Source organism: Metalysinibacillus jejuensis (assembly GCF_003057615.1).
In the GTDB taxonomy this organism is placed as follows: Bacteria; Bacillota; Bacilli; order Bacillales_A; family Planococcaceae; genus Metalysinibacillus; species Metalysinibacillus jejuensis.
This window is the reverse complement of record NZ_QAFW01000020.1, coordinates 14675-26999: the sequence shown is the minus strand read 5'-3', so window position 1 is coordinate 26999 and position 12325 is coordinate 14675. Positions and strand designations below refer to the sequence as shown.

The 12325-nt window shown below is 40.6% G+C and carries 12 protein-coding genes; 11 read left to right on the top strand and 1 reads right to left on the bottom strand.

Annotation, left to right across the window (positions count from 1 at the left end):
• Positions 1 to 5: 5 nt before the first annotated feature.
• The 7 genes from DDE80_RS08115 (at position 6) to DDE80_RS08085 (ending at position 7092) form a co-directional block, all read left to right on the top strand.
• Entirely contained in the window at positions 6 to 827 is an 822-nt protein-coding gene (locus tag DDE80_RS08115; RefSeq protein ID WP_108307167.1) for a TlyA family RNA methyltransferase, read from the top strand.
• 100 nt (positions 828 to 927) lie between these two features.
• Positions 928 to 1377, top strand: coding sequence for a transcriptional regulator AhrC/ArgR (gene ahrC / locus DDE80_RS08110; protein WP_036144962.1), 450 nt, complete (start codon positions 928 to 930; stop codon positions 1375 to 1377).
• A 15-nt stretch (positions 1378 to 1392) separates the two neighbouring features.
• Positions 1393 to 3084 carry a DNA repair protein RecN gene (gene recN / locus DDE80_RS08105; protein WP_108307166.1) on the top strand — a complete coding sequence of 564 codons (1692 nt, stop codon included), beginning with the start codon at positions 1393 to 1395 and terminating at the stop codon, positions 3082 to 3084.
• Between the two features lie 234 nt (positions 3085 to 3318).
• Complete coding sequence (locus DDE80_RS08100) at positions 3319 to 4038, top strand: sporulation initiation factor Spo0A C-terminal domain-containing protein (RefSeq protein ID WP_108307165.1); 720 nt, start codon at positions 3319 to 3321, stop codon at positions 4036 to 4038.
• Positions 4039 to 4212: 174 nt separating this feature from the next.
• Positions 4213 to 5781 (top strand): flagellar assembly protein A, encoded by a 1569-nt coding sequence (locus DDE80_RS08095; protein WP_108307164.1) that lies wholly within the window; start codon positions 4213 to 4215, stop codon positions 5779 to 5781.
• A complete protein-coding gene (locus tag DDE80_RS08090) occupies positions 5774 to 6487 on the top strand; it encodes a glycerophosphodiester phosphodiesterase (protein WP_108307163.1) in 714 nt (237 codons plus the stop codon). The genes DDE80_RS08095 and DDE80_RS08090 overlap by 8 nt, the downstream gene beginning before the upstream one ends.
• A gap of 8 nt (positions 6488 to 6495) precedes the next feature.
• Complete coding sequence (locus tag DDE80_RS08085; RefSeq protein ID WP_108307162.1) at positions 6496 to 7092, top strand: NAD(P)-dependent oxidoreductase; 597 nt, start codon at positions 6496 to 6498, stop codon at positions 7090 to 7092.
• A 66-nt stretch (positions 7093 to 7158) separates the two neighbouring features.
• On the opposite strand, the gene DDE80_RS08080 is transcribed toward DDE80_RS08085, so the two are convergent.
• A complete protein-coding gene (locus DDE80_RS08080) occupies positions 7159 to 7395 on the bottom strand; it encodes a DUF2627 domain-containing protein (protein ID WP_108307161.1) in 237 nt (78 codons plus the stop codon).
• A 330-nt stretch (positions 7396 to 7725) separates the two neighbouring features.
• Between DDE80_RS08080 and DDE80_RS08075 the strand changes: the two genes are divergently transcribed.
• The 4 genes from DDE80_RS08075 (at position 7726) to DDE80_RS08060 (ending at position 12322) form a co-directional block, all read left to right on the top strand.
• Complete coding sequence (locus DDE80_RS08075; protein ID WP_108307160.1) at positions 7726 to 8820, top strand: Glu/Leu/Phe/Val family dehydrogenase; 1095 nt, start codon at positions 7726 to 7728, stop codon at positions 8818 to 8820.
• Between the two features lie 73 nt (positions 8821 to 8893).
• Positions 8894 to 10321 (top strand): dihydrolipoyl dehydrogenase, encoded by a 1428-nt coding sequence (gene lpdA / locus DDE80_RS08070; protein ID WP_108307159.1) that lies wholly within the window; start codon positions 8894 to 8896, stop codon positions 10319 to 10321.
• A 13-nt stretch (positions 10322 to 10334) separates the two neighbouring features.
• A complete protein-coding gene (locus DDE80_RS08065; RefSeq protein WP_108307158.1) occupies positions 10335 to 11339 on the top strand; it encodes a thiamine pyrophosphate-dependent dehydrogenase E1 component subunit alpha in 1005 nt (334 codons plus the stop codon).
• Entirely contained in the window at positions 11339 to 12322 is a 984-nt protein-coding gene (locus DDE80_RS08060) for an alpha-ketoacid dehydrogenase subunit beta (protein WP_108307157.1), read from the top strand. The genes DDE80_RS08065 and DDE80_RS08060 overlap by 1 nt, the downstream gene beginning before the upstream one ends.
• The last annotated feature ends 3 nt before the right edge of the window (positions 12323 to 12325 follow it).

Here is a 12325-nt window from a genome sequence, read left to right as displayed (position 1 = left end):
AAGAGATGGCTACAAAACAACCGAAAGAGCGCGTCGACGTATTACTCGTCGAACGCGGTCTTTGTGAGACAAGAGAAAAAGCAAAACGCAATATTATGGCGGGGCTCGTTTTCTCCAATGAAATTCGCATTGACAAAGCAGGCGAAAAAATCGCAATAGATGCACCGCTACAAGTAAAGGGTTCCACCTTGAAGTATGTAAGTCGCGGGGGATTGAAGCTTGAAAAAGCGCTTGAAATATTTGATATGTCGGTGGATGGTAAATTAATGCTAGATATCGGTTCCTCCACTGGTGGCTTTACGGACTGTGCCCTGCAAAACGGCGCACGTCATTGTTACGCACTTGATGTTGGCTCTAACCAACTCGCATGGAAAATTCGTTCGGATGAGCGTGTCACAGTAATGGAAAAAACCAATTTCCGTTATACAACAGCTGCTGATTTAACAGAAGGTTTACCAGAGTTTGCGACGATTGATGTATCCTTTATTTCATTATCGTTAATTTTACCTGTGTTAAAGCAAGTGCTCATACCGGGCGGTGATGTAATGGCGCTCGTTAAGCCGCAGTTTGAAGCGGGTAAGGAGTTCGTCGGCAAAAAAGGCATTGTACGAGATCCTAAAGTACATCAAATGGTACTTGAGAATACCGCCGCTATGGCAACGAATGTCGGCTTTGTCGTAAAAGACGCTTCCTATTCTCCGATTACAGGAGGGGAAGGGAACATTGAATTTTTATTCCATTTAGTGAATCCTAAAGAAAATGAAATGATTGTACCATATACAGCATTTGATACACTCGTTCAAGAGGCACATCAACAATTGAAATAGTACGTGTTCACAAGCGTGAACACGTTTTTTCTTGTTTTTTTAAAAGTTTAATGTTAGTGTAATTATACAATTATTTAATTATTTATAAGAGGTGAAAGCAATGAATAAGGGACAACGCCATATTCGTATACGCGATATTATCGCAAATCATGATATCGAAACACAAGATGACTTAGTTGAACAATTAAAAGCAGCCGGTTATAACATTACACAAGCTACAGTATCACGTGATATTAAGGAGCTTCATTTAGTTAAAGTGCCTTTGCAAGACGGACGTTATAAATATAGCTTACCAGCGGACCAACGTTTTAACCCTATCCAAAAATTACATCGTGCATTAGCAGATGCTTTTGTAAGTATTGACGGTGCTACACATTTTTTAGTGATGAAAACATTGCCAGGTAATGCGAATGCTATCGCGTCTTTACTCGATCATTTAGACTGGGAAGAAATCATGGGTACGATTTCAGGGGATGACACAATTCTAATTATTTGTCACAATGAAGAAGAGCGCGAAGAAATTAAGAAGCGCTTATTAGAAATGTTATAATCGAGGTGGTAGCTGTTGTTAAGGGAATTAAGTATTCGCAACTTCGCGATTATTGAAGACTTAACGGTTAGCTTTTCAGATGGATTAACCGTATTAACGGGTGAGACAGGTGCAGGGAAGTCAATTATTATTGATGCTGTGCACTTATTAGCAGGCGGGCGTGGGTCGCAAGAATTTATTCGCCACGGTGCACGTAAAGCTGAACTTGGTGGACTATTTCAGATTAACGCATCCACACATCCTGTATTTGCCCGTTTAGAAGAAGCGGGGATTGAATGTGAAGAAGGTACGATTATTTTACGTCGTGATTTAAATGATAGTGGCAAAAGTGTTTGTCGTGTGAATGGCAAGTTAGTACCGTTATCTGTGCTACGTGACATCGGTTCGCACCTTATTGATATTCATGGCCAACATGAAAACCAAGAATTAATGGATGAAAAACGTCATATTTATTTATTAGATCATTTCGCAAAAGAGACGATGCATACCGCACTAGCATTATATCGCGAGCGCTTTATGACGTATAAACAACTTCGCAAGGAACTAGAAGCCGTGTCGATTGATGAACAGCGCATTGCACAGCGTATTGATCTTTATCAATTTCAATTAAATGAGCTAGAAATGGCAGGCCTTCAAGTGGGCGAAGAAGAAAGTTTAAATGATGAGCGCAAACGCTTAATGAATTTTAATAAAATTTATGAAGCTTCGCATATTGCGTATGAAACAATCGCTGGCGAACAAAAAGGGCTTGATTGGATTAGACAGGCGATGCAAGCATTAGAAGATGCCGCACATTTAGATGAGCAATTTAAAGAGGCATCTGAAGCGGTGAATTCTGCTTTTTATATGCTAGAAGACGCAGCTTATCAAACGCAAAGTGCTGTAGATGCATTAGAGTTTGACCCGAAACGTTTAAATGAAGTAGAAGAGCGCTTAGCTGTTATTCAAACATTAAAGCGTAAATACGGGGCTACTATTGAGGAAATTTTAGCTTATGAAACGCGCATAGCGAGTGAACTAGAAGAGCTGTTACATCATGACGAAACACTGCACAAAAAAGAGCAACAAGTAGCAATTATTCAAAAAGAATTGAAAACATTAGCGCAAGATTTAACAAGTATGCGTAAAGTAGCTGCAACAGCACTAAGTGATGCGATAATGCGAGAGCTTCGTATGTTGCATATGGAGAAGGCAAAATTTGTCGTGCAGTTTAAAGAGCAAGCGCAGTTTGATGAAAATGGCTTAGATGATGTAGCTTTTTATATTTCAACGAACGTTGGAGAGCCTCCTAAATCACTACCTAAAATTGCTTCAGGTGGCGAGCTTTCTCGTATGATGTTAGCGTTAAAAACGATTTTTTCATCGACAACGGGTGTAACATCAATTATTTTTGATGAAGTAGATACAGGAGTAAGCGGACGTGTGGCCCAAGCCATTGCCGAAAAAATTGCTGAAATTTCGACGAATTCACAAGTGCTTTGTATTTCGCATTTGCCACAAGTAGCAGCGATGGCAGATCATCACTATTTTATTAAAAAAGAAGTAGAACATAACCGTACGTATACGTCATTGACTGAAATTACAGCGCACGCACGTATTGAAGAGCTTTCTCGTATGATGAGCGGTGCTGAAATTACAGAAGCTACGTTACGTCATGCGGAAGAGCTTGTAACGATGGCGAATAGCCATAAAAGTACTACAATTTAATTAAAAATCCCTGTGAGAAACGAGCGTTATTTCACAGGGATTCTTTTATTGAGGGGAAAATGGGGTTTTCATGTTGAGAAACCTGTCACCTATGCGTATTTTTTGTAAAATGTATGAAAAAGTGCATAAACGATGATGAAAGGTTTAAAATGATAGTAATAGGGTTAAAGGAATAGGTAAAGAAATGGGCTGCCTACAAAACTAGGTATATAGAGATAGAGAGGGGGATGTGACATGGAAAAAATTCGTGTGGTCATTGCAGATGACAATAAAGATATTGTTGAAGGCATGCTAACGTACTTTCACTCACACCCACAGATTGAAATAGTAGCCACAGCTTCTAATGGACATACATGTATAAAGATGATAGAACAATATAAGCCTGATGTTGTTTTACTAGATAATGTTATGCCTCAATTAGATGGTTTAGCGGTGTTAGAATTAATTGCTACGTATAAAGCACAACAACATCAAGATGTGAAATTTATTATGTGCACAGCTTTTGCTAGAGAAGAAATTATGCAACAGGCCGTACGCTATGGTGCTACATACTTTATTTCGAAACCTTTTGCGTTTGATCAAGTCGAACGTAAAATTTTACAATGTGCAGATAACCCACCCTCTGTGTCCATGACACAACAAGTGAGTCGATTACTATCCGCTTGTGGTATCGCATCTCATTTGAAGGGATACCTTTATTTACAAGAAGCCATTGTGCTCGTATATCAAAATCGCCATACGCTAAATGCGATAATGGATGAAGTGTATTTGCCAATTGCTAATAAGCATGGCGTTACGAAGCAAAGTGTAGAACGTGCAATTCGCTCTGCTATTCAAAAAATTTGGGCGCAAGAACCATTACCACAAGAAATGCAAACGCTATTTTCAGCTACCGCACCTAAACCGAGTAACTCAACATTTATCGCTACAATTGTTGATAAATGTGAATTGTAATAGTGGGAACATCGTTTTTCCTTTAAAAGGAGAGACGATGTTTTTTGATTTCATAGGTATAAAAACCTAAAAATATTATTGTGAGTGGGATGAAGTACCTTAAAAAAGCGAACGTGCTAAACAAACATCGAAAGATTGATTATACTTATAAATAAGAGGACTGGAGGGAGAAAGATGACAATTATACATAATGACTATTTTGCCCTAGAAAACAGAGGGGATAAAGTACTTATTCAAGTAACACAGCCGGGTTTTTCATTGAAACAATTTGACTTTACATTACGCTCTTACCCACGTATTAAATTAACGAATTTTGCCACGCTTAAAACCGCATTAGAACAAGCAACAAGTGAATGGCAGGAGATTGGGTTGTGGCTACCTAATATTGAAGTGGATATCGCGAAAGATAAAATGTCGGCTACTGTAACAATCTACGAGACACTAGATGCGATTATGCAAGATAGCGAGGCTATTCAAATGCAAATTGCTACCGCATTAGCAACACATAAAGTAGTATACGGTATTACACCGATTCCCTCAGAGATGATTGTACCGGGAAAAGCTGTATTAGCAGCAAGAGGTGTGGAACCTATTGACGGAGAAGACGCTAAAATTACGTACCTACCGAAGCCTGAGCGTAAGCCTGTCATTAAAGAAGATGGCAAGGCCGATTACTACGATATGAATTTTATTACCGAAATTCGTGAAGGCTCTTGGTTAGGTGAAAAGGTGTTAGCCACAGATGGTATAGCAGGAACAAACGTATTAGGAGAGACAATTCCAGCGAAAAAAGGGCGCGATTTTCCGATTCGCTATGATAAAAAATCATCTTATGAAGAAGAACAAGATGGAAAAATTGTTATACGTTCAAAGATTTCGGGTATCTTAACAGATGATAAAGGGATGATTAAAGTTAGTCATCATTTACCAATAGCGGGTGACGTCGGGGTAGAAACAGGAAACTTGCAGTTTGATGGTTCGATTACGATTCGCGGTACCGTAACAGCTGGCTTTAAAGTGATTGCTAAGGGCGATATTTCTATTGAAGGTACGAATGGTGTTAGTGGCGCTACCTTAATTAAATCGCTAGACGGAGATATTTATATTCGCGGTGGTATTTTTGGTTTAGGGAAAACAATGATCGAAGCCGGTGGTAGCATTTATGTAAAGCACGTCAACGAAGCACATTTAATTGCAGGGCAAGAAATTAATATAGGCGCCTATGCACTCGGCTCTACATTACAAGCTCATACCATTACAGTAGATGAGCGCAAAGGTAAAATTATGGGTGGTGAAGCGATTGCTAAAAGCAGTATTACAACTGCTATTTCAGGCAATCACTTAGAGCGCCGTACGAATTTAATTATTGATAGTGTTAATAAGCAAGAAGTATATGCAGCCATTCAAGAGCGAGCAAAGGCGTTTAAAGAAAATCAACAGCGCATTACAGAACTAGAGCGCGTGTTAGCTCAGCTCGATCAGTTACCAAAGCTAGAGCCGAAACAGCAACAGATGCGTGATCAGCTCAAAGCACAACATACAACTTTATTAGATACCTTAATGAAAGAAGACTTTGAAATTAAAGAAATGATGGAAAAAGTTCGTCAAACAGGTAAAGAAGAAATTACAGTTACAAAAAAAGCCCACCCAGGTACGTACATTCAAATTGGTAAGAAATCATCACTTTTTACAAAAGAAAAGAAGGGGCGATTTAAATTGGAATTTGGTGAGTTAAATGTATAATTCGCTTGAAGTGTATGCACATCGCGGTGCATCATCGACAGCGGTAGAAAATACGATGGCAGCTTTTGAAGAAGCGCGCTTACTAGGTGCTACAGGAGTAGAGCTCGACATTCATTTTACTAAGGATGATGTAGCCGTTGTATTTCACGATGAGTCATTGCAACGGCTCACAGGGTCAAAAGCACGTATTACAGCATTAACGATTAAAGAAGTGATGAAGCTAAAGCAAGGTGGCCGTTTTACACGCCGTTTACTAGGTGCTCGCATTACGCTTTTAAAAGAAGTCTTGCAGTGGGCGGAACAATACGCGATTCCTTTAAATATCGAACTAAAAGAGAGTGTAGGTAATAAACAAGACGTCCTAACAGAACTTTTACAGGAAATAACACTACCTAAAGGAAGTCATATTTCATCGTTTAATGAAGCCTTATTATTGCTCGTTCGACAAGTGCGTCCTGATATTCCGCTAGCGTTAATTGCAACAAAGAAGACGGATTGGCACAATTTAGCTGATAAAAATATGGACTTTATTCACGCGCATAAGCGACATTACACACCTGAAAAAGTAAAATGTGTAGCGCAAGCAGGTAGTTTAATGCGCTTGTACGGCATTGAAGGAACAGAATCATTTTTAAACAAGCCAGAAGCGCCAGTAATTGGCTATATTACCGATTACCCTGAACAAGTCATAGATAAAATTAAGTAGGTGATGATATGGAAATTGCATTATTTGGTGCCACAGGTCGCACAGGTCAACATTTTTTACAACTCGTGCAAGATGACCATCATGAGGTGACGTTACTTAGCCGCCACCCTTTTTCTAGTGCAGCTAATGTAGTACTAGGAGATGCTACAGATCGACAAGCGGTAGCTGAAGTCATTGCAAGAGCAGATGTTATCGTGAGTGCGCTCGGTACTGATAACGCACAAGTCTTGCAGCAATTTACAAAAAATTTACTAGCGTTGTCGCCCAAGGTACCGATTATTACAGTAGGGACGGCAGCCATTTTACAAAGTCGTATTGACAGCACAAAACTGCGGTATGAAGCGGGAGATACAAAAAGACGTTCAACGACTGCGGCGGAAGATCACCATACTATGTATAAGTTGCTAAAAGAAAGTTCCCTTGAATGGACGATTGTGTGTCCTACTTACTTGCCAGAAGGTCCCGTTAGTGCAAATTATCGTGTTTTAAAAGATTATTTACCGCATAATGCTGTACAAGTTACAACAGGAGAAGTAGCACATTGCCTTTACGAAATTGTAAAGCACGGAGGCTATAACCAACAACGTATCGGTATTGCACAATAATTTCAATCTACAATAAAAACACTAGTAGAGACATAACTGTCGTTACTAGTGTTTTGTAATGTTACCTTATTTTTTGGAAAAGCGTGGTGCAACCTTTCCTTTTTTTCGATCACGGTGTAATAAAAATCCTGCGAAGAAGCCAAAACCTATCACAAAGAATACGACGCCGAGTACAAATTGTAACCATAAGAATGGGATAGGGCTAATTAAAATGCCAAATAAGGTATCACGCATTAATTTAATGCCGCCTGCTGCCATAAGTCCTGGAATAAGCATGACAAGAAATGCTGCGAAACGTGCCATTTATATTTCTCCTCTACATATAACTTTTTCCTTTTCTTTAGTATACCTTTCTCTAGCGTGCTTTACCAATAAGTAAATTATAAAGGCTTCCTTCAAACAGAAAGGAGTAACGATACATTACAATAATAAATTTAACAATAAAACCTACATGAAACAGCGATAAAAGTAATATTAACTGAAAATTCCCCATTTTCGAAAAGTAATTTAATTGGTTAAAAAACGATAAAATAGTTGCGTTTAAACGTAATTATCAGTAATGTAAGGGTAACACGCAAGAAAGAAAGCGCTTTAAAAAGACGTGTCAGGTTTAAGTAAAAGGGGATGGGTATAGTGAAGATTTTTAACTATATGGAGACGTATGATTATGAGCAATTAATTTTTTGTCAAGACGAGGCGTCAGGTTTAAAAGCTATTATCGCAATTCATGATACAACGCTTGGTCCTGCATTAGGCGGAGCGCGTATGTGGTCATACGCTAGTGAAGATGAAGCGATTGAAGATGCCCTGCGTTTAGCGCGAGGCATGACATATAAAAATGCAGCGGCAGGGTTAAATCTTGGTGGAGGCAAGACAGTCATTATAGGTGATCCATTTGCTGACAAAAACGAAGAGATGTTTCGTGCGTTAGGCCGTTTTATTCAAAGTTTAGATGGACGTTACATTACAGCTGAGGATGTTGGGACGACAGTAGCAGACATGGATATGATTCATGAAGAAACTAATTATGTAACGGGTATTTCACCGGCCTTCGGTTCTTCAGGAAACCCATCGCCTGTAACGGCTTATGGTGTATATTTAGGTATTAAAGCTGCAGCTCAAGAGGCCTTTGGTTCTGCAGATTTAAAAGGTCGTAGCATTGCTGTTCAAGGTTTAGGTAATGTGGCGTCACATTTATGTGATTATTTAGCAGAAGAAGGAGCTACACTTGTCGTGACAGATATCAATGAAGCGGCCGTGGCACGTATCGTTGAAAAACACGGTGCAACCGCAGTAGCGCCAGATAAAATTTATGAACAAAATGTTGATATTTTTGCACCTTGCGCATTAGGTGGTATTATTAATGATGAAACTTTACAAGTTTTACAGGCTAAAGTTATAGCCGGCTCTGCAAATAACCAGCTAAAAGAAGCATCACATGGAGACAAACTACACGAATTAGGCATCGTTTATGCACCAGACTATGTGATTAATGCAGGCGGCGTTATTAATGTAGCAGATGAGTTATATGGCTATAACCGCGAACGTGCTATGAAGCGCGTAGAAACAATTTATACGAGTTTAGAAAAAATCTTTGCGATTGCGAAAGAAAAAGGCATTCCGACATATGTCGCAGCCAATCATTTAGCAGAAGAGCGCATCGCACGTGTTGCAAAATCGCGTAGTCAATTTGTAAAGCATGAGAAAAATATCTTACAACAACGTTAATGATAAAACTGCCTAAAACGAATACTAATTGCGTTTTAAGGCAGTTTTTTTACAAACGGAAGGAGCATGAAGTATGGCGAATGAATATGATTTAGTCATTATAGGCGGAGGTGCTGGCGGATATGTTGCAGCGATTCGCGCAGCGCAACATGGCTTAAAAACGGCGATTGTCGAACATGTAGCGATGGGGGGCACTTGTTTACATCGTGGTTGTATACCGAGTAAGGCGATGTTGCGTAGTGCTGAGGTATATCGTACGTTGCGCCGTGATGCAGAGGACTTCGGCGTGCAAACTGCAGGTGTAACTTTACATTTTGAACGCGTGCAGGAACGTAAAGCAGCTATTGTTGAACAATTATTTAACGGTGTGCGCACGCTAATGCACAAAGGTAAAATAGATGTTTATGAGGGCTTTGGCCGTATTTTAGGGCCTTCTATCTTTTCGCCTATGCCTGGCACAGTTTCGGTTGAAATGGCCGACGGTTCTGAAAATCAAATGTTAATTCCTAAAAATGTGATTATCGCAACAGGAACCACACCGCGGACATTGCCTGGCATCCCTGTAGACGGAGAAATTGTCGTAACTTCCGATCATGCTTTAAATATTCGAGAATTGCCAAAGTCCATCGTTATTGTTGGTGGGGGGGTGATTGGTGTGGAGTGGGCTTCGATGTTTATTGATTTTGGCGTTGAAGTAACCGTAATCGAACAAGGCGATCGTTTATTGCCGCTAGAGGATAGCGAAATTTCAAAGACCTTAGCTAAAGAATTAACAGCACGAGGCGTTAAGATTGTCACAAGTGCAACAGTAAAAGCTGATAGCTTCCAACGTAATGACGAAGGAATTACTGTGATGGCAGATGTTGCAGGAGAAGTACAAACCTTTGAGGGTGAACGTCTATTCATTAGTATCGGACGTACGGGGAATGTTGGTGACATAGGTCTCCAAAATACAGAAATTGAAACGGTTAATGATTTTATTCAAGTTAATGAACATTACCAAACGAAAGAGTCACATATTTATGCGATTGGTGATGTCATTGGGGGAGTACAGCTTGCTCATGTAGCCTCTAACGAAGGGATTGCTGCGGTAGAACATATCGTAACCGGGGAAAACCGCTTTATTAATGGCCTTGATATTCCACGTTGCATCTACTCTTACCCAGAAGCTGCAAGCATCGGCTATAGTGAAGAGCAAGCACGTGAAGCTGGCTTTAACATTAAAGTAGGCAAATTTCCATTCCAAGGCAATGGTAAAGCGCTCGTTTACGGCGATACAGTAGGTTTTGTTAAAGTGATTGCTGATGAAGCAACAAATGATTTATTAGGGGTACACATGGTAGGACCACATGTTACAGATATGATTTCAGAAGCGTCACTTGCTAAAATTTTAGATGCCACACCGTGGGAGATTAGCTTAGCTATTCATCCGCATCCAACGTTGAGTGAAGTGTTTGCAGAAGCATCGCTTGCAGTCGATAATTTAGCGATTCATAAGTAAGGGGGACTTAGGGATGGAAGAAATTCGTTATCAAGATTTAGGGTTAAATGAGCAAGACGTGCTTGCTATGTATGAAACGATGTTAATGGCGCGCCGCTTAGATGAGCGCATGTGGCTATTAAATCGTGCTGGGAAAATTCCTTTTGTCATTTCATGTCAAGGGCAAGAAGCCGCACAAGTAGGTGCTGCTTTTGCTTTAAATAAAGATCAAGATTATGTTGCACCCTATTACCGAGATTTAGGTGTCGTATTGCATTTTGGGATGACTGCACGTGAATTGATGCTTTCTGCATTTGCAAAAGCCGAAGATCCCAATTCAGGTGGACGACAAATGCCAGGGCATTTTGGACAAAAGAAAAATCGTATTTTGTCCGGCTCTTCGCCTGTAACGACGCAAGTACCTCACGCTGTTGGCATTGCGCTAGCTGGCCGTATGCGCGGAGAAGACTTTGTGTCTTTCGTTACGCTAGGTGAAGGCTCTTCTAACCAAGGTGATTTTCATGAAGGTGCAAACTTTGCAGGGGTGCACAAATTACCCGTAATTATTATGGTAGAAAATAATCACTATGCCATTTCTGTCCCTGTAGAACTCCAACTGGCGTGTGAGAAAGTATCTGACCGTGCAATCGGCTACGGCATGCCAGGGGTAACGGTAGACGGTACGAATCCGCTAGCGGTATACCGTGTCGTCAAAGAAGCTGCAGAACGTGCGCACCGCGGTGAAGGGCCTAGTTTAATCGAAACGTTAACTTATCGTCTCACTGCGCATTCTTCTGACGATGATCAACGTCAGTATCGTACAGCGGAAGATATCGAAGAAGGGTTTATTAAAGATCCTATTCATTTATTCGAAAATTATTTACGCGAACAAGGCGTAGCAACGGATGATGTATTAACAGAGATTAATGAGCGTGTGATGGCGGAAGTAAACGATGCAACCGAGTATGCTGAAGCGGCTCCTTATGCAAAAGCCGAAGATTTATACCGTCATGTGTATGCAGAGGAGGGTGAAAGCTAATGGCTGTAATGTCTTATATTGATGCAATTACGTTAGCTATGCGCGAGGAGATGCAGCGCGATGAACGTGTATTTATTTTAGGTGAAGATGTTGGACGTAAAGGTGGCGTATTTAAAGCGACTACAGGGTTATATGATCAGTTCGGGCATGATCGTGTGCTTGATACACCACTTGCAGAAAGTGCGATTGCAGGCGTAGGTATCGGCGCTGCAATGTATGGTATGCGCCCCATTGCAGAAATGCAGTTCGCTGATTTTATTATGCCAGCCGTAAACCAAATTGTATCAGAGGCAGCAAAGATGCGTTATCGTTCCAATAATGATTGGTCTTGCCCTATCGTCATTCGTGCACCTTTTGGTGGCGGCGTGCATGGTGCGCTTTATCACTCACAGTCTGTTGAAGCGTTATTTGCAGGTACACCAGGTTTGAAGATTGTTATTCCTTCTACACCGTACGATGCGAAAGGGTTACTAAAAGCAGCTGTACGCGACCCTGACCCTGTATTGTTTTTTGAGCATAAACGAGCCTATCGTTTAATTAAAGGAGAGGTGCCAGAGGAGGATTATGTATTACCTTTAGGCAAAGCCGACGTGAAACGTGAGGGTTCAGATCTTACGGTCATTACGTATGGTCTAGCAGTTCATTTTGCACTGCAAGCAGCTGATCGCCTCGCAAAAGATGGTATTGATGCTCATATTGTAGATTTACGTACGGTTTACCCTCTTGATAAAGAAGCGATTATCGAAGCCGCGAGCAAAACAGGAAAAGTGCTACTCGTTACGGAGGATAATAAAGAGGGAAGTATTATGAGTGAAGTAGCAGCCATTATTGCAGAGCATTGTTTGTTCGAGCTCGATGCACCGATTCAACGCTTAGCAGGACCAGACGTGCCAGCTATGCCATATGCACCAACGATGGAAAAAGAATTCATGATTAATCCAGAAAAGGTAGAACGTGCGATGCGCGAGCTAGCAGCATTTTAAGGA